This is a genomic window from Opitutus sp. sgz309028, from assembly GCF_059821195.1.
In genome coordinates this window covers 320,022-342,132 of record NZ_JCAMRR010000001.1, presented here as the reverse complement: position 1 = coordinate 342,132, position 22,111 = coordinate 320,022, and the positions used below count along the sequence as shown (strand labels likewise).

At 64.5% G+C, this 22,111-nt stretch carries 17 protein-coding genes; 6 read left to right on the top strand and 11 right to left on the bottom strand.

Features of this window, described 5'->3' with window-relative positions:
• Window positions 1–28: 28 nt before the first annotated feature.
• The 3 genes from AC6RV7_RS01375 to AC6RV7_RS01365 form a co-directional block, all read right to left on the bottom strand.
• The gene (locus AC6RV7_RS01375; RefSeq protein ID WP_500092101.1) at window positions 29–379 is read right to left on the bottom strand and encodes a four helix bundle protein; all 351 of its coding nucleotides are present in this window, start codon (window positions 377–379) and stop codon (window positions 29–31) included.
• Window positions 380–443: 64 nt separating this feature from the next.
• Complete coding sequence (locus AC6RV7_RS01370) at window positions 444–1,574, bottom strand: ABC transporter substrate-binding protein (RefSeq protein ID WP_500092100.1); 1,131 nt, start codon at window positions 1,572–1,574, stop codon at window positions 444–446.
• A gap of 31 nt (window positions 1,575–1,605) precedes the next feature.
• The gene (locus AC6RV7_RS01365) at window positions 1,606–2,745 is read right to left on the bottom strand and encodes an ABC transporter substrate-binding protein (protein ID WP_500092099.1); all 1,140 of its coding nucleotides are present in this window, start codon (window positions 2,743–2,745) and stop codon (window positions 1,606–1,608) included.
• 168 nt (window positions 2,746–2,913) lie between these two features.
• On the opposite strand from AC6RV7_RS01365, the gene AC6RV7_RS01360 reads away from it, so the two are divergent.
• Complete coding sequence (locus AC6RV7_RS01360) at window positions 2,914–4,023, top strand: LptF/LptG family permease (protein WP_500092098.1); 1,110 nt, start codon at window positions 2,914–2,916, stop codon at window positions 4,021–4,023.
• A gap of 7 nt (window positions 4,024–4,030) precedes the next feature.
• On the opposite strand, the gene AC6RV7_RS01355 is transcribed toward AC6RV7_RS01360, so the two are convergent.
• Window positions 4,031–4,531 (bottom strand): hypothetical protein, encoded by a 501-nt coding sequence (locus tag AC6RV7_RS01355; RefSeq protein ID WP_500092097.1) that lies wholly within the window; start codon window positions 4,529–4,531, stop codon window positions 4,031–4,033.
• Between the two features lie 133 nt (window positions 4,532–4,664).
• On the opposite strand from AC6RV7_RS01355, the gene AC6RV7_RS01350 reads away from it, so the two are divergent.
• Window positions 4,665–5,114, top strand: coding sequence for a YMGG-like glycine zipper-containing protein (locus tag AC6RV7_RS01350; RefSeq protein ID WP_500092096.1), 450 nt, complete (start codon window positions 4,665–4,667; stop codon window positions 5,112–5,114).
• Between the two features lie 73 nt (window positions 5,115–5,187).
• On the opposite strand, the gene thpR is transcribed toward AC6RV7_RS01350, so the two are convergent.
• The 6 genes from thpR to AC6RV7_RS01320 form a co-directional block, all read right to left on the bottom strand.
• Window positions 5,188–5,742 carry an RNA 2',3'-cyclic phosphodiesterase gene (thpR, locus tag AC6RV7_RS01345; protein ID WP_500092095.1) on the bottom strand — a complete coding sequence of 185 codons (555 nt, stop codon included), beginning with the start codon at window positions 5,740–5,742 and terminating at the stop codon, window positions 5,188–5,190.
• A gap of 49 nt (window positions 5,743–5,791) precedes the next feature.
• On the bottom strand, window positions 5,792–6,409 hold the full coding sequence (locus tag AC6RV7_RS01340) for a TIGR02466 family protein (RefSeq protein WP_500092094.1): 618 nt from the start codon (window positions 6,407–6,409) through the stop codon (window positions 5,792–5,794).
• Between the two features lie 54 nt (window positions 6,410–6,463).
• Complete coding sequence (locus tag AC6RV7_RS01335) at window positions 6,464–6,886, bottom strand: hypothetical protein (protein WP_500092093.1); 423 nt, start codon at window positions 6,884–6,886, stop codon at window positions 6,464–6,466.
• A gap of 74 nt (window positions 6,887–6,960) precedes the next feature.
• Window positions 6,961–7,386, bottom strand: a complete 426-nt coding sequence (locus AC6RV7_RS01330) for a hypothetical protein (protein ID WP_500092092.1) — start codon at window positions 7,384–7,386, stop codon at window positions 6,961–6,963.
• Between the two features lie 71 nt (window positions 7,387–7,457).
• Window positions 7,458–10,940: a 1,3-beta-D-glucan phosphorylase, GH149 family gene (locus AC6RV7_RS01325; protein ID WP_500092091.1), complete on the bottom strand. Its 3,483-nt coding sequence runs from the start codon at window positions 10,938–10,940 to the stop codon at window positions 7,458–7,460.
• A gap of 84 nt (window positions 10,941–11,024) precedes the next feature.
• Window positions 11,025–12,092, bottom strand: coding sequence for a LacI family DNA-binding transcriptional regulator (locus AC6RV7_RS01320; protein ID WP_500092090.1), 1,068 nt, complete (start codon window positions 12,090–12,092; stop codon window positions 11,025–11,027).
• A 444-nt stretch (window positions 12,093–12,536) separates the two neighbouring features.
• On the opposite strand from AC6RV7_RS01320, the gene AC6RV7_RS01315 reads away from it, so the two are divergent.
• The 4 genes from AC6RV7_RS01315 (at window position 12,537) to AC6RV7_RS01300 (ending at window position 20,987) form a co-directional block, all read left to right on the top strand.
• Entirely contained in the window at window positions 12,537–15,581 is a 3,045-nt protein-coding gene (locus AC6RV7_RS01315) for a TonB-dependent siderophore receptor (protein ID WP_500092089.1), read from the top strand.
• 180 nt (window positions 15,582–15,761) lie between these two features.
• Window positions 15,762–17,141: an MFS transporter gene (locus AC6RV7_RS01310; protein WP_500092088.1), complete on the top strand. Its 1,380-nt coding sequence runs from the start codon at window positions 15,762–15,764 to the stop codon at window positions 17,139–17,141.
• Between the two features lie 13 nt (window positions 17,142–17,154).
• The gene (locus AC6RV7_RS01305; protein WP_500092087.1) at window positions 17,155–18,000 is read left to right on the top strand and encodes a glycoside hydrolase family 16 protein; all 846 of its coding nucleotides are present in this window, start codon (window positions 17,155–17,157) and stop codon (window positions 17,998–18,000) included.
• 65 nt (window positions 18,001–18,065) lie between these two features.
• A complete protein-coding gene (locus AC6RV7_RS01300; protein WP_500092086.1) occupies window positions 18,066–20,987 on the top strand; it encodes a glycosyl hydrolase family 28-related protein in 2,922 nt (973 codons plus the stop codon).
• Here the strand turns inward: AC6RV7_RS01300 and AC6RV7_RS01295 are convergent.
• Window positions 20,974–22,053, bottom strand: a complete 1,080-nt coding sequence (locus tag AC6RV7_RS01295) for a hypothetical protein (protein WP_500092085.1) — start codon at window positions 22,051–22,053, stop codon at window positions 20,974–20,976. The two genes, AC6RV7_RS01300 and AC6RV7_RS01295, sit on opposite strands and share 14 nt — an antisense overlap.
• Between the last annotated feature and the right edge of the window lie 58 nt (window positions 22,054–22,111).

Sequence of the window (22,111 nt, the reverse complement as noted above, 5' to 3'; positions counted from 1 at the left end):
GTGAGGGTTGAGAGTTGAGAGTCGGGCATCAGCCGCTGAGTGAGCTGCGCAGCCCGCTCAGCATTCGCGAGATTTCTTCGGCGGCACGGTAGAGGGTTTGATGGCTGGTTTGATCGAGAAAGCCCAAATTGCGAGCGATGGTCGCCTGCGTGACGGTTTCGTAGAGTGAGCCCGATGCATAGCCTAGAAACTTTGCGAAGTCCGATGGAGATCTGGCCGATCCTTCTGCGATATTGGACGAAATAGAAGTGGCCGCGCGGCGGATCTGATTTGTGAGAGCGAAACGTTCCTCGGGCGGGAACGCGCGGGTGCACTCATAAACGGCGGCCGCATAGGCGACGGCTTTGTGCCAGACTTCGAGACGCTCGAAGTTAAACATCGCTCGGTTTCCGGCTCATGACTCTCAACTCTCAACCCTCAGCTCTCAACTCCTCGCCAGCCCCTCACGGTGCCACCGTTTTCAAAAACGTGAGCTTGCCGTTCTGGATCTTCAGGATGGCGGCGGGTTTTGAGGCGTCGCGGTTCTTGTCGATCGTCGTCACGCCGGTCACGCCGCTGAAATTGCGCGTCGCCGCGAGGGCGTCGCGCAGCTTGGCCGCCTTCGTGGTGCCCGCGCGCTTGAGCGCGTCGGCGAGCACATACGCGGCGTCGTAGCCGAGCGCGGCGAAGGCGTCGGGCGTCTGGCCCTCCCAGCGTTCGCGGAAGCGGCCGACGAATTTTTGCACGGCCGGATCTTCGTTCTGCGGCGAGAAGTGAGTGGAATAATAGCAGCCGTCGAGCGCGTCGCCGCCGATCTCGAGGAGCTGCGGAGCCTCCCAGCCGTCGCCGCCGAAAAACGGCACCGCGAGGCCCAGATCGCGCGCCTGCCGCACGATCAGCGCGGCCTCGGTGTAGTAGCTCGGGACGAAAACCGCCTCCGCGCCGGCGGCTTTCACGGCGGTGAGTTGCGCGCGGAAATCCTTGTCGCCTTCGGAAAAGCTTTTGTCGGCGACGATCTCGCCGCCGCCTGCGGTGAACGTTTCCCGGAAAAACTTCGCCAGGCCGACGCTGTAGGCGTTGGACACGCTCGAAAGGATCGCGACCTTCGAAACCTTCAGATCCTCGCGGGCAAACTTCGCCATGACGGTGCCTTGAAATGGATCGATGAAACAGACGCGGAAAACGTAGTTGCCGGTTTGGGTGACCTTCGGATTGGTCGCGGCCGGCGCGATCATGGGAATCTTGTAGGCCTGCGCGACCGGACCGGCCTCGAGCGAGCGGCCGGAGGCGACTTCGCCCAGGAGCGCGATGACCTTGTCGCGCGCCACGAGTTTTTTCACCGCGGTCGCGGATTCGCCCGGTTTCGTCTGGTTGTCCTCGGTGAGGAGTTGCAGCGGCCGGCCGAGCACGCCGCCCGCGGCATTGATTTCTTCGAACGCGAGCACGATGCCCTTGTGCGACGACTGGCCGAAACTCGCTTCCTTGCCGGTGAGCGACGCGTATTCGCCGACTTTGATGGGCTCGGCGGCGCGCGCGGCGGCGAGCGCGGGGCCGAGGACAACCGCGAGCGTGAGGAGGAGGCGTGGAACAATCATGGGACGGGGGATCGGGTGTGGGAGCGACGGGTCAGGGCGTGATCGTTTCGACGTAGTGGAAACGACCGTCCTTCACCGTGAGGATGACGGCGCTTTTGGAGGCGTCGCGTTTTTCATCGATGGTGATGTTGCCGGTGACGGCGGGAAACTGGCGGGTCGCCGCGAGCGCGTCGCGGATCCGCGCGCGATCGGTCGAGCCTGCGCGCCGGATGGCATCGGCGAGGACGAGGGCCGAATCGTAGCCGAGCGAAGCGTTGGAATCGGGCGAGGCGTCCTCGCCCCAGCGCTGTTTGTAGGCGGCCACGAATTCGCGGACGCGCGGCGAGGGATCGTTGGGCGAGTAGTGGGAGCACAGATACGCGCCCTCGATGGCGCGGCCGCCGAGGTCGATCAACGCCTGCGCCTCCCAGCTGTCGGCGCCGAACATCGGCACCGTGATGCCCAGATCGCGCGCCTGTTTCACCATCAGTGCGCCCTCGTTATAATAGCCGGGATTGAAGATCGCGTCGACGCCGGCGGCGCGGAGCGCGGTGAGTTGCGCTTTGAAATCGCGGTCGCCCTCCTGGTATTTCTGCTCGAGCACGATCGTGCCGCCGCCGGCGACGTAGGCTTCCTTGAAATACTTGGCGAGGCCGACGCTGTAGGCGGAGGAGACGCTGACCATCAGGCCGATGCGCTTCGCCTTCAGGCTTTGAAGCGCGAACTTCGCCATCACGGGGCCCTGAAAAGGATCGATGAAGCAAACCCGGAAAATGTAGTCCCCGACCTCGGTGACTTTCGGGTTGGTCGAGGCGGGCGTGACCATCGGCACCTTCGCGCGCTGCGCGATCGGGGCGCCCTCGAGGGAGCGGCTGGAGGCCACCTCGCCGAGGATCGCGACGACTTTGTCGCGGGTGATCAGCTTGCGGACCACGGTGCCGCTCTCGCCGGCCTTCGACTGCGTGTCCTCGGTGATCAGCTCGAGTTTCCGGCCGAGCACGCCGCCGGCGGCGTTGATCGTTTCGATCGCGAGCAGCGTGCCCCGGTGCGAAGACTGGCCGAGGCTCGCCTCTTTGCCGGTGAGCGAGGCGTATTCGCCGATCCGAATCGTTTCCTCCGCCCGCGCCGCGGCCAACGCGAGGGTGGAGGCGAGCAGGAAAGCGAAAGCGGAGCGCAAGGCGTGTGGCATCATGGAAGCGGGCCCGGGCGGGAAGGCGCGAGCCAAGGGAACGCATAGCACGTTTTCAACCAATCTGTCGGGAGAGATGCAGAATTGACGATGGAAGCGTTGCAGCGGGCGGTGCAGTGCGGAGGTTTGGGTTTTGCCTTCGGAAGCGCGGAGCGTTTGATCGCGCCACGTTTGAACACCTACGACCGACATCTGTTGCGCGAATGGCTGGAAATTCTTGCGCTCGTCGTGTGCGCCACGATCGGGCTGCTGCTCGTGCAGGTGCTCTACGACGATTTCCGCGACATGCGCGACCTCGGCGCGCGCGGATTGGATCTGTGGATGTATGTGGTGGTGACGGTGCCGAGTTACCTCGCGCTGGTGCTGCCGCTGGCGCTGCTGGTTTCGCTCATGTTCGTGCTCGGCAAGCTGCATCGCGCGAATGAATTCACGGCGCTGCGCGCCGCGGGCGTGAGTCTCGGGCGCATCACCGCGCCGGTGTGGATCGTGGGCGTGCTCGCCTGCGGGCTTTCCTGGCTGCTGAACACCCGCGTGGTGCCGTGGTCGGTCGACGAATCGGCGGCCTTGCGCGACACCCTCGCGATCCGCCAGGAGTCGGGCTTGCTGTCGCCGGACCACGTGCGCGCGGTCTACAGCGTGGCGTTCGACAATCCGGACGGACATCGGATGTGGTTTTTCAACCGCTACAGCCAGTTCACGCGCCGCGGCTACGGCGTGTCGGTGTCGCTGCTCGACGCGCAACGCCACGAGAGCACGCGGATCGTGGCCAGCGAGGCCTGGCTGGATCCCGACCAGGGTTGGGTGTTTCGCAACGGACGCGAACTGACGTTTCAGCCGGACACGCGCGAGCTGATCGCGTCGCGGCCGTTTGCCGAACGCGTGGAGCCGACGTTTCGCGAGGACCCGAAGCTGATGTTGTTGATTGACCGTCGCGCCAAGGATCTTTCGCTGCCGCAGCTCGAGCGCCTGATCGACTACTTCGCGCTGGCGTCGAATCCGAAAGCGACGCCCTACGAGGTGCGGTATTTCAGCCTCATGGCGGACACGTTCGCGCCGCTGATCGTGATCGCGATCGCGATTCCGTTCGCGGTCACGGGCGTGCGCGTGAATCCGGCGGTGGGGGTGTCGAAATCGATCGGGCTCTTTTTTCTCTACTATATTCTGTCGAACGTCGGCTCGTCGCTCGCGACCAAGGAAATCCTGTCGCCGCTCGCGGCGGCGTGGGTGCCGAACGTCGGGATGATGGCGATTGCGGCGTGGTTTTTCGCGCGCCTGCGGTGAGCGAGGTTCAGTTGGCGAGGAGGTGCGATGCGCCGCGCCGGATGCCGATCGCGGCGCACACAAACTCGATCACGGCCGGGCGGTAGCCGATGAACTCGAGCACGCGTCCGAGAAAACGCCGCTTCGTCGGTGTATCCAGATTCATGATCGCCCAGTAGGGCGAACCCGCGATCTGACGCGCCTGGTTGTGGCGGCAGCGATCGACGATCTCCTCGCGGCTGAGCCCGAGGTAGCGGCGGCCGCTCTCGAGGTTGCGAATGAATTCCGCGAAATCGGCCGGATGCCGGGCGGCGAGCCAGCTGAGAATCGCGAGATATTTGTCGGCGTCGGTGAACTTGGTCCGAAACTCCGAACTCAGGATGAACGCCGCGATCGGTTCGCTGGCGTCGGGCGATCCGGTGGGGACGTGGAGCAGCGAGGCGAGCACCTCGTCCGGGGTGCGATTGAAGCCAGTGGCAAGATCCTGCAGCGCCTCGTAGACCTCGTCACTGATCTCGATGGTCTTCATGACAAGTGAAGGTTAAACCGGTTGTGCCGGTGACGCGAGCCGTCGGGAGCCAGGGGCGAAAGATGCAGGTGGGGTGCGTCAGGCGTGGGAGATTTTCTGTAAACTTTTTCGCACCGGCGGCGTCTCAGAGCGCATGAAACCTCTCTTCATTACCCTGGCGTTGGCGACAGCGGTGGCGACGACGGCGAAGGCGGAAATCTATCGTCCGTCGGTGGTGCGGGATACGACGGTCGTCGGCGCGGTCGCCGGGGCGTTGATCGGCGGGCACAACGGCGATCGCTGGGCGCAGGGCGCGGTGATCGGCGCCGCCGCCGGTGCGGTCGTGGGCGCGATCGTCGACACTACCCGTCCGGCGCCCGTCCCGTATCAGCGCATCGAACCGGTCGCTGTCGTGCCGTATGCGCCGACGGTGGAGACCGTGGTCGTGAGTGCGCCGCCGCGCGTGGTTTACGTCAACCCGGCGCCCACCCGCGTGGTGTATGTCAGCAGCGCCCGTCCTGTCGTGGTGGCGCGTCCCGTGATCGTGATCGATGGTGGCCGGCGTTTCGATCACCGCCATTACCGTTACCATCATCATCATTGAGTCGCGCGGCCGAGCGACTCGGCTTTTGAACCCCGCTCCGGCGGGGTTTTTGCTTTTCGGCCGCCGACGCGCGTCACGCGGGCTTCGACAATTCGAAGCGCTTCACGAGCGAGTAATGTGCGCCGGCAGGGCGCAGCTCGCTTTCCATCAATTCGAACGCGTCGACGCGAAACGGGGGGCCTTCGAATTTCGCGTGGTGCCGGAGCCATTGCGCGACCGGCACGCGCGCGTCCTCGCCGCAGCGGGCGAGCGTGATGTGCGGATGGAAGGTGCGTAGGTCGAAATCGATTCCCGCGGCGAGCAGCGCGTCGTCGAGGCGTTGACGAAGTTGATGCAGACGCGGGTGACCGTTGCCCGTGCCCACCCAGAGCACGCGCGGATGACCTTTGACTGGAAAAGCGCCAACGCCTTCCGTCGGCAGGAGAAACGGCTCCACACGAATCGCGGCGAGCCGATCGCAAATTTCGTCCACGCGTGCGTCGTCCACATTGCCGAGAAAACGCATTGTGACGTGCCATTGTTCGTCGGGCAGCCAGCGGACATCCGGCAGGCGCGTCACCAGCTTCGCGAACTCGGCCCGCACGGAAGCGGGAACGGGAAGAGACACGAACAGACGGCGAGTCGGCATCGGACGGAGCGGGTGCGCGTCACCTTCGGCGGCCGCGCGGGTTCGCAACTCAGCTCCAGTTGAAATTGAAGCTGACGCTGATGCGTTCCTCGTCGAGGCGGTTGGCGGCGACCTCGTGGCGGAGCCAGCTTTCGAACAAAATCACGTTGCCCGCTTCGGCCGGATAGGTGACGTGCGGGCGGTGGGCGGGACGGGCGGAGGCGCGCTTCGGCGGCGCGGCCATGAATTTGCTGAGGCGCGGATCTTCGAATTTCAAACCGGGGCACCCTTTCGGCGTGACGACGTAATACGTGCCGCTGATGAACGACAGCGGGTGCAGGTGCAGCGAGTGCGCGGCCGTGGGCGGCATGATGTTCACCCAGAAATCGGTCATGTGCACGTTTCGTCCGCGCAGGTCCAGGTCGAGGGCGCGGGCGAAGGCGAGCACGTGGCGCGTGATCTTTTTCTCGAGCTCGGCGAAGGTGCTGGAGAAGCGATGCAGTTGGTTGAGCGAGGCGTAGCTCGTGTAGCCGCCGGGATAGTTTGTCGCCGACCAGCGGCGACCGGCGCTGTCGAACTCACGCAACTGGCGGCACTCGGCGGCGAGTTCGGCGTTCAGCGTTTTGGTTCCTGAGCGTTGGAGCGGCTCGCAGTAGATCAGAGTCGGGAAAAAGGAGCGGATCGGCATGGGCAGATCACATCGGCTCCCAAAAAAACTGCAATCCGTCAGCGATTGACGTCCTCAGCGGTGCGAGGGCGATTCTCGCGTGGAGTTTTCCTCCACCCAGGCGCGCACCGACGGACTGTAGAATGCCACGGCTTGCCAGATCGAGTAAACCAGACCGAAGCCAACGGTCAGCAGCATGAACACGATCCGCGTGGTACCGAGCGGTTCCGACCGTTGGGGCAGCAACCAGTCGAAGGCCGCGACGCCGATCGCCAGCGTGGCCAGAAAACAGAAGACATTCCACACGAGTCCGGAGCGGCGGGCGCAGTCGCACCGGAGGATGATTGCGGCGCCGATCACGACCATGACCGCGTCCCAGAGGAGCGGGAGAAACAGGGCGGTGGCGTTGGGCTTCGGGTCGAGTTGCGCGAGGAGCGTCGTGCCAGCGATGACAAAACCAGCGCCGCCGATGAGCGCGCAAAGAGGCAGCTTTTTCATTCGGGGTAACCTGCGGGGTGAAGTTAACGTGTGTCGATTGCCGCCGGTGTCGAGAGCGGATCGCCAATCTGCAACTATTTGCCGCCGGTTTGTAACAACGAGTCGAACAAACGATGCACCACGGTCGGCAGCGGCTGCGCGCGCGGAGACGGTTGCCGGTAACTGCCGCCGGCAAAAACCAGATTCCGGTGCGGACTGCGGATCACGACGTCGAGCTGGATCAAGTAGGACTTAAAATCCCACGCCCATTCGTCCTGATACGTCACGAGCGCGTCGATGCCGTCAGGCATCATCGTCAGCGGCCCCGCGGACGCCTCGAAACCCCGCGCCTGCAGCTCCGCGACAATCGCGTCGTCGACGCGATGATTGTCCGAGAGCCGGTGCTCGACGTAAAAGCGCCTGAGCTTGGAAAGATCGACGTGCGGATTCCGTTCGGAATGCACCGACGAACAGCCGGCCAACAATCCGCAGAGGGCGAGCAGGATCACGAAGAGCTTCATGCGTGGGCGGTCACAGAGCGCCAAGTGGCCCCGATTGGCAATCTCTGTCGGGCTTCCCCGGACGGCGGACTTCACGGCGGCGCGCAAGGACGCGTCAGTGGTCGGAACTCGCGGCCGAGTTCGACGTCGATCCGTCGCACCTGCCCCGAACGCCGGAAGATCTCTGCGCTCAAGGCGCGATCGAGCCGCGACCCGGCGATGGTTCGAACGCCGCCATCGGCAAACACCAGTTGCAGCCGGGGATCGGCGGTGGTGAGCCGATAAATCACAGGCGTCGCACCCACGGTGAACCCCAGCGCATCGATCGGCAGAGCGATCGCGTGCTCGTGTCCGTCCTCGTCGATCACGCGAAACGAGATGGGCTCGCGGGTAAACTCCTCCGCCAGCAGATGCGTTGGCTCGAACTGCAGACCGCCCTCGGTCACCGTGACACCGAGTTCGCCGAAACGCGTCAGGATTTCCTCCTTCACCTGTCCCGTCATGCCCGGCTGCTGCGCGCCCGCGTGCGCCGGCGTGTGCGAGTAGGGGTCGGTGGGAAACGTGCCGTAACGCTCGGGCGTTTTGTTGAAACCGAGGCCGCCCCGAATCTCGTAATACCACGCGGTCAACTCCGCCGCCGCCGGGTCGCATTGCGCGTGTGCGCGCGCAAGATTTTCCTGCACGGCGACGAGCAGCTTCGCGACCATGTGCCAGTAGATGCAGCCCAGGCCCTCGTAGCCGAACATCGAGCCGCTGCGGCCGGTGTAGGCATGATGGTGGAAAACCCGTTCGTAGATCTCGTGCAGCGCCGCCGCATGGTCGCGGACGAAGTCGGCGAGACGCTTGTCGGTCGCGAGCGTTTCAAGCCGGTTCTGCAGGGCGGTGTGGTTGACCAGGTCCGGATGAAAACGCGCGGCGCCGTGCGGATCGCGCTGCACCAGCCGCGTGTCGTCGCTGGCGAGTAGTGCGCGCAGCGCGGCCGAACGCTCCACGAGCGCTTCCGGAATGCGGGCGCGATCGAGAAAGTCGGGCAGCGCGCGATCCGGCTGCAATAAATAGCTGTGCTGGTCCGCTCGATACAACGAACTCGCCCGCAAGGCGCGCAGCAGCGCGACGGCTTCCTCCGGCGACAACAGGCCCGAGCTGAGCACGGCGACCTGGCCTTCGAGCATCGGTTGGAGGCGCAGAAGCTCGAGTGCGGACGCGGGCGCGTCGACGAATCGCAGCAGGTTGTAGGAATGATACAGGCCGTCATCGCGACGGTTGCCGCGAATCGTGTGGTCCACGAATTCCAGCGCCGTGTCCACGAGCCGCCGCACCTGCGCCGGCGCGATTTGGGCGCGCGGGAGCGCGCCCTCGCGATAGACCGCGGCGCGATACTCGCTGCCGGCGGCACCGAGGGCGTCGACGACGCGGCGGCGGTTATCGTTGGAAAGTTCGGGCGTCGCGAGCAGCGGACGATATTCGTCGAGCGTGCGGGCCACCGCCCTCGCGAGATCGACGAGCGCCGACGAAATCTCGACGGGGTCGTCGCCGAGCGCGGGCAGGAGCCGGTCGCGGACGTGCGCGAGAAAACGCCGAAGATAACCGAGCGTGACGACCGACACCCCGTAGCCGACGAGCGCGTTGTTGGCGTCGTTCCATTCGGGGCGTTGCGTGTTCATCCAGATGCCGCCGCCCGGGATGAAGTTCGTCAACCGGGCAAGCAGCAGGACCAGCAGTTTCTCGGTGAGATTGACGTGGAGGATGCGTCCAGCGGCATCGGCCCGCAGTCGCGCGTCGGTGCCGAACGTGGCCGCGCGAGCGACGATCCGGCGGTGCTTCGCGGCGTCGAACTCGATGGTGACCCGCGGATCCGCGCGAATGGTATCGTAGGGCGCGATCCGATACGGGACGTCGGCGTAGCTGAACAGCGAACGTCGCAACCAGCCGGCGAGGAAGCCGGGATGAAAGCGATCCGACCATTCAAGGAGCTTGAGCAGGTAGATCGCCTGGTGATCGCCCCAGTAACCGATCGAAGCCCAAGGCAGATCCGGCTCGGGGACCTCCCAGTCGATGCCGTCACGAGAAACTCGATACGGATTATAGCCGTCGACGGTCGAGGCGTTCAGGAACTTCGCGATCACGCTTTCGAGCGCGGCCGGAAAACTCAGGCACAACGCCTCCCAGTTCTGGAAAATGTCGCGCCAGTTGCCCTCATAGTGGAGCCGGCGGCCGCCATCGGGCGTGCGGACGTGGATGTTGAAGCGGTTCCACGGGCGGCTCGGATCGCCGTGGCGACGACTGAAGGTGAGCGGAAGGTATTCGTAGCCGAGGCGCAGGAGATCGGGGTTGCTGAAAGCGGCAAGCCGGTCGAGCAGTCCCGGCCAGTCGAGGACGGCGGGAAGCTCGGCCGCGAAATCGACCAGCGCGGCATGGCGGGTGCGGACGAACGCGGTGAAGTCGGCGACATCGATCGCAGCGCCGGGGGCGAAAACGCCGCCGCGGAGAAGATTGAACAAAGTGTTCGCGAAATGGTGGGCGGTGGTGGTTTCCGCCGCACCGGCCTGGAGTCCGTCGGCGGAGGCGACGAGCGTGCGCAGCGCATGGGTGGACGCGGCAAGCGCGGCCGCAATTTTGGCCGGCGCCTCCGGTTGGGCGAGTTGTTGGGCCCGCTGAAGAATGTCGGCTTGCGAGAGCCCGGTGTCGGCGACCAACAGCCAGGAAAGGCGTTCGCCGGGGGCGAGCTCGCGTCGCGCAGCGAGCGCATAGGTGCCGCGCAACCCGCGCCGGCGGACCTCGCGCTGGAGCGGAGCGGAGGCGTCGCGGTGAAAGGCGTCGAGTTGAGTCTCCGCCAGCAGCACGGTCGCGTCCGGTAATCCGTGCGACCAGACGAGGCTGGCGCGCAACGATTCGAGGGGCGTCGCGCGATCGGTGATGCCGGCGGACAGCGCGTAAATGGCGAGCGTGGTGTCGCCGAGGAGTTCGGCGGTTTTATAGGCGTCGACGAGGCAGCTGCTGTCGTTTTGTAGCTGGCGATCAACGCCGGCGGGCAGCAGGTTGCGAAGGCCGTCGACGAGGCGGAGCGATTGCGGCGCGGCGCGGAGGTTCTCCAGTTCGCAGCGGCGAATGAAGCCGAACGGCTCGGCGGTCGCCCAGCCGTAGCGGAAGGCGAGACCGAGGTCGTGGTTGATTTCCTCGAACCACAGCCGGTCGCCCTCGACGCTTTTATAAAGGTGACGCGAGATCGCGTGATGTCGCGGCGTATGGGCGGCGAAGGGTTCCCAGCAGGATTCGCCGGTGGGCGTCGGCGCGCGGATGAACGTGAACGGACCGGTCGACGCGGGCGCGTCGTAGATCAGGTCGACGGTGCGATAAGGGAAGAGCGCGCCCTCGGGGTTGACGCGGCCGGCCGTGATGCCGCCGTTGCTGGCGACGAACAGCCAGAGATCGGACGCGCTGACGACGTTCATGAAAAACGGCGGCAGGCGATCGCAGTGCGCGATCCGATAATAGCGACCGTCGAAGGCATCGACGAAGCCGCTCGCGAGCGGCGGTTCGCTCAGGGGAGACGGGGCGAAAGCGGAGGAATTCATGCAGGAGGAGGCCACCGAAGCGGCTCCGCCCGGCGGGGTAGGCGATCGGTCGCGTCGGGTTGGGCGGACGCGCGAGACCCGGGGTCAAATCAAGGACGGAAGGCGCGGGGGCGCGATGGTCTCGCCCTCGATCAAGCGGGCTTCGACGAGGATTTTTCGGCGGGGAGATTGGGGATCCATCATCCGGCTGAAGAGCCGGGCCACGGCGGAGCTGCCGATGTCGGAATGCGGCACCAGCATCGAAGTGACGCGGCGGGTGTTGGGCGGCGGCTCGAGTCCGTCGAACCCAGTGATCGAGCAATCCTCCGGCACGCGCAGCCCGCGTTCGTGCAAGCCCTGCATCAGGTGGTAGGCTTGGTGGTCCGCGGCGCAGACCCAGGCGGTGACCTGGTCGCGACGCAGGATGGAGGCGACGCGGTCGGGAATGTCAGGACCGAATTCCGACAGGTGTTCCGACGAGCGGCTGAGGTTGAGCACCCACTCGGGACGGAACTCGAGGCCGTGATGAAACAGCGCCTCGACGTAGCCGCCGAAGCGACGCATCGACCAGTGTCCACCGACTGGATACCGCCAGGTGAGGAAGCCGATGCGGCGATGGCCGGCGTCCTTCAAGCGCGTGACGAGCGTGAGGATCGCGGCGGAGTCATCGGTGTCGATGATGTCGATCGACGAGTCGGTGTAGCTCTCGAGGACGGCGACGGTGGAGATCTTGCGGGAGATCAGCGCGACGGCTTCCTCGGGAAACGGATAAATGAGAATCGTGCCGCGCCAGTCGCCGGCGCGGATGTGCCGAAAGACGCGCTGGCGTTTCGAATGCGGATCGAGCGCGGCGGGTTTTTCGAAGCACACGTCGACGGACAGGTGCTCGATCTCGGCGCGTTCGCGGATGCCTTGAAGAATGAACGGGAAGGTCGCGAGCGCGACGTTTTCGGCCGGCACGCCGATGAGCACGCCGATGGTGGCGGGGCGGCTGGGGCGCTTGCGCCGCGCGCCGCGGGCGGGGCCGACGTAGTAGCCCATCTCGGCCGCGAGCTTCTGCACCTTCTCCCGCGTGTCAGCGCTGATCGCCGGATGATTGGCCAGGCTGCGCGAAACCGTGGTGCGCGAGATCTTCAGCTTTTCGGCGAGCAGTTGCTGGTTGATTGGGCGCATCTCTGAAAGCTGGGGCGAAGCAGGGTGGAAGGCGGGGAGGGGTGCCCGCCTTGAACGCGCATCGTGGGTGCACCACGCCGGTTTTCAAGCCTGAAAAATAGTGTGCACATCTATGAATAAAAATCGGCAGATGTGCATGATCTCAGCGGTGAGTTTCCCGGAGAGGGTTTGAAATATCCATAGGTAAAATACGATCTTTCGTTAAATCTGGGCCGCGGCATAGCGCCGGAAAATATCTGTGCACAATCAAGTTGACAATCGTGTGGAATAGCGGCTTTTCTCGCCGCGTTCGCTGCTTGCTTTGGAGCTTATTACCCCGCCCCTCGAACCCTCGAATGTGCTTCTTTCTGAACTCGTCGGATGTCATGCCGTGCGATTTCGAAGGATTCGGATTCTGAGCGTTTTCAGGGTGGGTTGGCCAAAACACCTGTAACCCCTCAAACCATGAACACCCCCTCCGTCCCGAATTTTCGGGACCGTTTGTTGCCCGCGTTTCTCGTCTGTGGGCTGGCGGTCGGTCCGCTCGTTCGCGCGCAAACCGCCCCGGCGTCCGGCGCCGATATCGACGATCAGACGGTTGTGCTGTCGCCGTTCACCGTCAGCACCGATAAAGATAACGGCTACGGCGCGACCAACGCCATCTCCGGCTCGCGCGTGAATACCGCGATCAAAGATATCCCGCTGCCGATCCAGGTTATCACGAATGATTTCATCAACGACATCGGCGCGACCGACCTCCGCCGATCGCTGGCCTACATGTCCGGCATCGGTCTGCAGTCGCAAAACGATCTGGAGAATAACGGCAGCACCTTTGGCGGCGCCTACGGTCCAGGCGGAGTGAACAATCCCGAGGGTGTCACCTCCAACATCAACGGCGTTCAGCTGAAGATCCGGGGCTTCATCACCAACAACGTCCTGCGCGACGGCTTTCTTCGGGGCAGCCCGAGCGACGTGGTGAACATCGAGCGCATCGAAGTCGTGCAGGGGCCGAATGCGCTGCTTTATGGCACAGGCAACTTCGGCGGCGTCGTGAATTACATCACCAAGCGTCCGCGCGATCGCGCGCAAGGCTCCATGAGCGTCGCCTACGGTTCGCACAATCTGATCCGCGGCACGATCGACGTCACAGGCCCCCTCGTCGAAACGCTCAGCTACCGCGTGGTCGGCGCCGCGCAGGAAAACGATACGCATATCGATCATCAAAGTGCGTCGAATTACTATATTTCTCCGTCGCTGCTCTGGCGGCCCACCAAAACGACGGAGATCCTGGTCCAGACCGAATTCAGTAAATCGTCGCAAAACGGTTTCGGTTTCCGCGCGCTCCGCGCCGCCCAGGGCACCGGCGCGACGCCGATCAACAACGATCAGCTCGAGGCGACCGGCTTCTACTGGCCTCCGGGAGCGGACAAGCGCACGTGGAATCTCGGCGGCGCCGACACCTATAACGACCAGCAACAATGGAATCTCGAGATCGTCGGCACGCAGCAACTGCTCCACGAAAGCGATTTTCTTCCGCAGGCCGATTTGCTCATCGGCTACAACCGCACCGGCTATTACGTGCAGACCCGCGACGCCAACGGCGGCATCCAGCAAGTTTCGCCCGGCACCCCCGGCTTTCATCTTTCGCAGACCATCGTCCTCACCTCGGTGGACAACGGTCTCGCCGGCGGCGTGACGCCGTCCAACGGCAATCTCCAATACGGCACGTTCGACAACGAGGTGGTCCGCTACGCCTGGAACAAGCGCGACGTCGAAACCTATCGCGATCAGGTTCGCGCCGAGCTCAATCTGCAGAAATCACTGTTCGCGGGACGCTGGTTCCAGCTGCAGGACCAGATGCTTCTCGGTTACTCGGAATTGTATAACGAGATTCAGCGCAACGAATGGGAAACCGTGCCGGATCTGTATAGCTACAAACGGCCGCTCGACCTGGATCCCATTCGTTTTGCCACGCAGGGCGACGGCACGCCCGCGCCCGGCCTGTTCCAGGATGTGCGCGACAACATCAACCGCGGCTGGAACCGCGCGTATTATCTCAACAACTACCTGAAGTTCGGAAAATTCTGGGGCCTGGAAGACCGCATCATCCTGATGACCGGCATCCGCCGCGACACGAGCGACAACTGGGCGACCGGCACGACGATCACCGGCCCGTATGCGACTCCGCCGAGCGTGGCGACGACGACGACGCGCACGGCACGGCAGACCAGGGTCGACTCCAAACAGCTCGGCGTGATGGTCCGCCTCACGAAATCGTTATCGGCCTTCGCGCTGAAGGCGGATGGATTTCAACCCAACTTCGGCGAACTCCGTGAATCCCTCACGGGAGCGCCGGTCGGCGCCGACACGGCCGAGAGCAAGGAATACGGCATCAAGTTCGATTTCCTCGGCGGGAAGATCTCGGGCACGATCAGCAACTACAAGATCACGAAGAAAGCGTGGCTGGCGCAGGGCTTTTCGACGCCGGCTCCGCTAGGGGCACCGCGTTTCGATCCGTCGAAACCGATCATCTACAATCTCGGCGACGCGAACGGCACCGGTTTCTACAATCCCTTCCCGGGGCAGTTCACGCCCAACGGCCAAACCTACGCGCCCAATGCCGCGCAACAGGCGGCCTGGATCGCCGCGGCCAATGCCGGCGCCATCACGCTGACCTCGCCGATCAACGGCCAGCGCGCGACCCCTTCGAGCATTTATCTCAATGCCAGCACGCCCGAGGGCGCCGCGTGGATGGACGCGTTCTTCGAGAACGCGCGCAGCTCCGGCTGGGCGGGCTGGGCCTATTACGGCAACGACATCAACGACCCGGGCATCAACAACGCCACCCTCGACGACGGCGCGTTTCAAAATGCCGGCACGCCGAACGCCATCCCCTCGACCTCGGAGTCGAAGGGCTGGGACGGTTCGATTCTCTTCACGCCCAACGACCAGTGGCAGTTCGTGTTCTCCGGCTCGTTCGGCACCAAGGTCCGGCTCGTCGACAAGGGCAAGTGGATCAAGTATCCCTATCCCCAAGACCGCTGGGCGACCTGGTATTTCCCCAACGGCGGCTTCGGCTTGAAGGGCCAGACTCTCGACGAGGCCTACACGGATCCGGCTGACACCTCGACGCGCACGAATTCGGGCGTCTTCCCTGGCGACGACACCCCGGAGAATCGCTTCTCGATCTTCGCCAACTACAAGTTCAAGGATGCGTTGAAGGGCTGGATCGTCGGCGCGGGCGGCGACTGGCAGTCGAGGCGCGCGTATTTCTCCGGTGTCACGCACGGCTCCGGCCAGGTGCAGACGGACGTGAACGGCGAGTTGATCGTCCTCTATACGCCCGAGCAGTGGACGCTCAACGCGTTCGTGCGCAAGGAATGGAGCCGCGGACGCTACCACCATTCGGTGCAGCTCAATGTCGACAACGTCATCAACGACCGCGACCTCTACGGCCAGATCTACATGGCGCCCATCTCCGGGCGTCTCACGTATCAAGTCGGATTCTGATCCTGTTTCGTCGCTTGCGCCTCGCGCCGTGCGCGTGCGAGGCGCAATGTGGCGGCAGGCCTCCGCTCCTGTCTGGCTCGAAACGAACCGCAACTCGCGACGAGCATCGCTACCAGATGGAGTGGCCTGTTGCTTCGTCGATTGACCTGACCCTCTCGTTGCCGCTTCCGTTTTCTCACCGTGGACACCCCTTCCCGCGAGCGCCTCTCCTTCAAAGAAAAATTCGCCTACGGCCTGGGCGACACGGCTTCGAATTTCTACTTCCAGACGTTCAATCTGTTTCTGGTTTATTATTACACCGACATCTTCGGCCTGGACGCGACCGCCGTCGGCACGTTGATGCTGGTGACGCCGATCGCGATCGCCGCGCTGAATCCCGTCATCGGCGCGCTCGCCGATCGCACGAACAGCCGCTGGGGCAAGTTCCGGCCGTATCTGCTCTGGGGTGCGATTCCTTACGGGGTGCTGGGTTTCCTGATGTTCGCGAATCCCGACTTCGGACCGCAGGGGAAACTGCTCTACGCCTACATCACCTACACGCTCGTGCTGATCAATTACGCGGCGATCAACACACCATACTCCGCGCTGATGGGCGTCATGTCGCCGTCGTCGGAAGACCGCACGTCGCTCTCGACCTATCGCTTCGCGTGCGCATTCACCGGCGCGCTGCTCATCGGCTGGCTCGTGCCGTGGTTGAAGGACGTGTTCTCCGGACCGAGCGGGAATCCCGCAGTCGGCTTCCGCAATACCATGGCCGTGTTCGCTGTCGTCTCGGTGGCGATGTTTTTTTATACCTTCGCGAAGACGCGCGAGCGCGTCGCTCCGCCGGCCGCGCAAAAATCTTCCTTCGGCCGCGACGTCCGCGATCTCGGCGGCAACGTCCCGTGGCTGATCCTGTTCTTCGTCGCGTTTCTCAATCTCACCAACGTCGGCCTGCGCAGCGGCTCCGGCATCTACTATTTCAAATACTGCGTGGGCAACGAGGCCGCGCTCGGCACGTTCAACCTCGTCGGCTTCCTCTGCTTCATCGCCGGCGCGCTTTCGACCAAGCTGTTTCTGAAATTCTTTCCACGCCGCGAGCTGATGATCGCGCTGACGTGCATCAACGCGATCGCGATGGCGGCGTTTTACTTCGTGAACCCGCAGTCGATGGTGACGCTTTACGTGCTCAACGTGATCGGCCAGTTCGCCGCCGGGCCGACGCCCGCGATCGTCTGGTCGCTGTATGCCGACACCGCCGATTACGGCGAGTGGAAGTTCAACCGGCGCGCGACGGGCTTGGTGTTTTCCGCCACGGTCTTCGCGCAAAAAGTCGGACTCGCGATCGGCTCGGCCATGCTCGGCTGGCTGCTCAGCTACTTCGGCTTCGTGGCCAACGCGGCGCAATCCCCGCGCGCGCTGCACGGCATCACCGTGCTGTTCAGTCTGCTCCCGGCATTGTTCGGCGGACTCAGCGGCTTGGCGATTTTCCTCTACAAACTCGACGAACCCACCGTGAAGCAGATCGAGCGCGATCTTGCCGAGCGCAAGCTCCAGGAACCCGCGCCCGCCGGCGCATAAACGGAGTTTCTGTATGCAACTTTCCAAACTTTCTTCGCTCTTTCTCGTCCTCGCCCCGCTGGCGTCCTCAGCCCTGGCCGCACCCGAAACCTCCGTTGCCACCGCCGGCTGGAAACTCGTGTGGTCCGACGAGTTCGATCGCGACGGTCTGCCCGATCCGAAGAAATGGACCTACGACGTCGGCGGCGAGGGCTGGGGGAATCGCGAGCTGCAGTTCTACACGGCGGCTCGCGCCGAAAACGCGCGCATCGCAAACGGTGTTCTGATCATCGAGGCGCGCAAAGAGGCGTGGGAGAAAAACGAATACACCTCCGCGCGATTGGTGACGAAGGGCCGCGGCGACTGGACCTACGGGCGGTTCGAGATTCGCGCGAAGTTGCCCGCCGGCCTCGGCACCTGGCCCGCGATCTGGATGTTGCCCACCGTGTGGAATCTCGGTGACGGCGGCTGGCCCGACAATGGCGAGATCGATATCATGGAGCACGTCGGCTACGATCCGGGCGTCATTCACGCTTCGACCCACACGCAAAAGCACCAATGGCAGAAGGAGACCCAGCGCACCGCGACGATCCAGGTGCCCGATGCGACGAAGGTCTTTCACACCTACGCGATCGAATGGGAGGCTGACGAAATCCGGGGCTTTGTCGATGGCCGGCAGTATTTCACCTCGCGCAAGGACGGCGGTGACTGGACGACGTGGCCGTTCTATAAAGATTTTTATCTGATCCTGAACCTGGCTGTTGGCGGCGCGTGGGGTGGCGCGAAGGGGGTCGATCCGGAGGCGTTTCCGCAGCGGATGGAGATGGATTTCGTGCGGGTTTATCAGCGGTCTGCTTCGAAGGCGACGAAAGCGCCATGAAGCCGCGCGCAGCGTCACGGCTGCGCACGTGGGTCTGCGCAGGTTTGCTTTCCCTCGCTCCGGCGATGATCGCCTCGGTTTCGTTTTATTCGCTGCGTCCTGACGATCCGGCGGCGGTGGACGTCGCTCAAAAAGAGTTTGCTGCGCATCGCGACGGCGTCGGCGACGACACCGCGGCGCTGCAGGCCGCGATCGATCGCGTGCAGGAGACGACACGGCGCGGGATCGTGCTCATCCCCGAAGGCCGCTACCGCGTCAGTCGCACGCTTCACGTGTGGAGCGGCATCCGTCTGATCGGCTACGGCGCGACGCGGCCGGTCCTCGTCCTCGGCGCGAATACGCCCGGTTATCAGGAAGGCGCGGGCAAGTATCTCGTGCATTTCACGAGCGATCGGCCGGACGCGGGGCAGCCGATCCGCGACGCGAATCCGGGCACGTTCTACTCGGCGATGAGCAACATCGACATCGAGATTCAGCCCGGCAACCCGGCGGCGGTCGGCGTGCGCTCGCATTTCGCGCAGCACGGCTACCTTGCGCACATGGATTTTCACATCGGCGAAGGCCGCGCGGGTGTGGAGGAAGTGGGCAACGAATCCGAGGACCTGCGTTTCTTCGGCGGCGAGTTCGGCATCACGATGCACAAGCCGTCGCCGAGTTGGCCGTTTTTGCTAATCGACGCGAAATTCAGCGGGCAGCGTCGCGCCGCGATCGAAACCGAGGAGGGCGGCCTCACGCTCGTGCGCGTCGAAATGAAGGACGTGCCCACGGCGATTCTCGTGCGACCCGAGCGCGCGGAGGAGCTGTGGATGAAGGATTGCCGTCTGGAAAACATCCGCGGGCCGGCGTTAGTGATCAGCGACGAGAAAAGCGCGCGCACGCAAATCAATCTCGAGAACGTGGCGTGCCGCGACGTGCCCGTACTCGCGCAGTTTCGAGAGAGCGGCGCCGAGATCGCCGGACGCGGTCCGCAGTATGTCGTGACGTCGTTCTCGCACGGGCTGCACCTCGACGATCCCGCGGCGGTGCCGGCGATGCGCACGACGTTCGACGCGGTTGAGGTGAATCGTTGGCCCGAGCCGCCGCCGTCGGACATCCCCGCGCTGCCGCCGATGAGCACGTGGGTGAATCTGCGCGCACTTGGCGCGAAAGGGGACGGCGTGGCGGACGACACCGCGGTGCTGAAGGCAGCGATCGCGCAGCATCGGACGATTTATCTGCCGACCGGACGCTATCGTGTGAGCGAGACGATTTCGCTGCGGCCCGACACCGTGTTGATCGGGCTCAGTCCCATCGCGACGCAGATCGCGATCGACGATTTCACGCCCGCGTTTCAAGGCGTGAATGGCCCGACCGAACCGCCGGCATCGTTGCGGAATCGTTATCCGATTCCGCCGTTTGCCGGTCGCGGTTCGCCCGTGTCACTCATGGAAACGCCGCGGGGCGGCACGAACATTCTCACCGGCATCGCCCTCGACACGAACGGCGTCAACAACCGCGCCGTCGCGCTGAAATGGCGTGCAGGCGAGCGCTCGCTCGTGAACGACGTGCGCTTTCTCGGTGGTCACGGCACCTACGGTCCCGACGGCCAATGGCTCCCGATCTACAACAGCAATCGCACGGCCGATCCTGACGACCGCCGTCGCTGGGATTCGCAATTCTGGAGCCTGTGGGTGACGGACGGCGGCGGCGGCACGTTCAAAGGCATCTGGACGCCGAGCCCCTATGCGGCGGCGGGGCTCTACGTTTCCAACACGAGCACGCCTGGTCGCGTGTATGCGTTGTCGAGCGAGCATCACGTGCGCAGCGAGGTGAAGCTGAAGAACGTCTCGAACTGGGAAATCTACGCGCTGCAAACCGAGGAGGAACGCGGCGAGAGTCCGCGCGCGCTTCCGCTGGAGATCGATGGCTGCAGCGATCTGACGATCGCGAACTTTTTCATTTACCGCGTGGATATGCCGGTGTCGTTCGAGACCGGTATCCGCGTTTCGAATTCACGCGACCTGCGTTTTCGCGGGCTGCACGTTTACAGCCCGGGGAAGCTGTCGTTCGACCACACGCTGGTGGACACGACGAGCGGCGCGAAGGTGCGCTCGCGCGAGATTGCGCGTCTCGATCTGCCGGGCGGGGCGGCGCCTCGCGCAGCGACCCCGGACAGCAGGATCACGCCACTCGCAACGGGCTTCACCAACATCGATGGCATGGCGGAAGGTCCGGACGGAAGCGTGTATTTCGTCGATCAAGCGGTGCATCGGATTTTCCGCTGGTCACCGGAGTCCGGCGTGGCGCTCGTCACGGATTCGATTCCGGAGCCGGTGGCGGTCGCGGTGGAGGCGAGCGGGTCGCTGCTCGTCGTCGCGCGTCACGGCAATGTCTACACGTTGCCGGTGAACGGCGACGAAGCCCGCATCGGCGTGCTGGCGCCGCAGCCGGCGGAGACGTCGACCAACGCGCGCGCCTGGCTGCCGGTGAATCGCTGGCGCGACGGTCACGATTGGCTCGCCGTGACGACGCGGCGCGAACCGCTGCACTACGTTTCGCCCGACGGCTCGATCTTCATTCCGGCGCCGGAGGCGTTTTCGCTCCTGCCGACGCCCGGCGGCCCGTGGCGTTTCGGGACAGTCGATCTGGCGCGCGCGTATGCGCTGGCGCCGGCCAAACCGGGCGAGCCGTTTTACGTGGCGGACGAGTTTGGCCAGAAGACCTGGCGTTTCGCGGTCGAGCCCGATGGCACGCTCACGCAGCCGGAGTTGTTCGCTGAAGAAGGCGAGGCCGGCGTGGCGGTCGATGCCGCGGGCAACGTTTACGTCTGCGCCGGACACGTCTTCGTTTATGACGCCAACGGCCGTCAGATCGATCGGATTGAAGTTCCGGAGCGGCCGAGTGCGCTCGCGTTTGGCGGCGCGGAGCGGCGGACGTTGCTGATCGCGGCGCGCAGTTCGCTTTACGGGGTGCCAGCGAAAGCGGCCGGGCGGGTTAGGCCTCGGTAGCGGAACTCGGCGCAAAGCGCGCGCGCAGCTCGGCCACGCGCTGTTCAGCGGCGCGGACATCGCGGAAGCGCTGAAGCAGCTGCGCGGTTTCCGGTGTATCCAGAAAAACCGTGCGGCGGGCCTCGAGATCCTGCCGCACGAGTCCGAGCGACTCCTGCGCGATGAGATAAAAAGCCTCGTCGGTCATCGCGCCCTCGGATTGCTCGGGATCGATGTGCTCGAGCAGAAATTCGGCGAGGAAATCCGGCAGGTGAACGCGGTAGAGCTGGGCGCCGAAATGAAACAGGCGCGCGGCGAGAGCGCGGAAATGCGGGACCCCGTGGCTTTGCCAGCGGCGCGCGAGCGCGAGTCCGTCGTCGACGACATCGCTCGCTTCGTCGGCGAGGATCTCGGTGTTGCGGACAAAGCCGTGCGTCGGCGCGAGCAGCCGGCCGATCGCTTCGCAGAGTGCGCGGCGGGCTTTGAGCCCGATGTCGGCGATAACCGGGTCCTCCGCTTCGGTCGGCGCGGCGATACGGCCGCTCTCGCGCGCGGCGTCCGCCGCGGGCTCGTTTTCCTGAAGCGCGAGCAGGGCGTTGGCCTGGTTCATCCAGGCCGCGGCGAGATTGATCCGATACGAACGATGTGCCTCGAGCGGCAGCGTGCTCAGAATCGAAACGGCTTCGCGCTGGGAGCGCACCGCCTCGGTCATCGCGGCCGGCTCGGCTTGCAGGTAAAGCGCGTGTCCGCGGTTCATCCACGCGGCGCCGAGGCTGTTGCGAAAATCGGGGTGTTCGTCGAGCGGGAGCGTGCGGAAAAACGCGATCGCCTCGTCATAGGAACGAAGCGCCTCGGGTCGGGCGGCGGGCGTGTTCTGTCGCTGGCAGGCGTTGCCGCGGTTCATCGCGGCGACAGCGAGCTCGTGCCGGACGCGCGTGTCCGCCAACGGCAACGTGCGCAAGGCGGCGATCGCCTGCTCGTAGCAGCGCACGGCCGCGGTGAGCGCGTCGGGCGAGACCTGCGCTTCGAGCGATTGGCCATCGCGGAGCAGCTGGGCAGCGAGGGAAAACGTTTCTTCGGGAGACATCCAACGTGGGAGCGTGCACGGCGCCGCGGAATGTCGAGGCGCGATTTACGCGGGGAAA

Coding starts and splice junctions, on each gene's coding strand:
- AC6RV7_RS01355 (WP_500092097.1), bottom strand. CDS start 4,531: ATGAAGACCATCGAGATCAGTGACGAGGTCTACGAGGCGCTGCAGGAT.
- thpR (WP_500092095.1), bottom strand. CDS start 5,742: ATGCCGACTCGCCGTCTGTTCGTGTCTCTTCCCGTTCCCGCTTCCGTG.
- AC6RV7_RS01295 (WP_500092085.1), bottom strand. CDS start 22,053: ATGTCTCCCGAAGAAACGTTTTCCCTCGCTGCCCAGCTGCTCCGCGAT.
- AC6RV7_RS01320 (WP_500092090.1), bottom strand. CDS start 12,092: ATGCGCCCAATCAACCAGCAACTGCTCGCCGAAAAGCTGAAGATCTCG.
- AC6RV7_RS01365 (WP_500092099.1), bottom strand. CDS start 2,745: ATGATGCCACACGCCTTGCGCTCCGCTTTCGCTTTCCTGCTCGCCTCC.
- AC6RV7_RS01350 (WP_500092096.1), top strand. CDS start 4,665: ATGAAACCTCTCTTCATTACCCTGGCGTTGGCGACAGCGGTGGCGACG.
- AC6RV7_RS01370 (WP_500092100.1), bottom strand. CDS start 1,574: ATGATTGTTCCACGCCTCCTCCTCACGCTCGCGGTTGTCCTCGGCCCC.
- AC6RV7_RS01305 (WP_500092087.1), top strand. CDS start 17,155: ATGCAACTTTCCAAACTTTCTTCGCTCTTTCTCGTCCTCGCCCCGCTG.
- AC6RV7_RS01315 (WP_500092089.1), top strand. CDS start 12,537: ATGAACACCCCCTCCGTCCCGAATTTTCGGGACCGTTTGTTGCCCGCG.
- AC6RV7_RS01375 (WP_500092101.1), bottom strand. CDS start 379: ATGTTTAACTTCGAGCGTCTCGAAGTCTGGCACAAAGCCGTCGCCTAT.
- AC6RV7_RS01325 (WP_500092091.1), bottom strand. CDS start 10,940: ATGAATTCCTCCGCTTTCGCCCCGTCTCCCCTGAGCGAACCGCCGCTC.
- AC6RV7_RS01300 (WP_500092086.1), top strand. CDS start 18,066: ATGATCGCCTCGGTTTCGTTTTATTCGCTGCGTCCTGACGATCCGGCG.
- AC6RV7_RS01340 (WP_500092094.1), bottom strand. CDS start 6,409: ATGCCGATCCGCTCCTTTTTCCCGACTCTGATCTACTGCGAGCCGCTC.
- AC6RV7_RS01335 (WP_500092093.1), bottom strand. CDS start 6,886: ATGAAAAAGCTGCCTCTTTGCGCGCTCATCGGCGGCGCTGGTTTTGTC.
- AC6RV7_RS01330 (WP_500092092.1), bottom strand. CDS start 7,386: ATGAAGCTCTTCGTGATCCTGCTCGCCCTCTGCGGATTGTTGGCCGGC.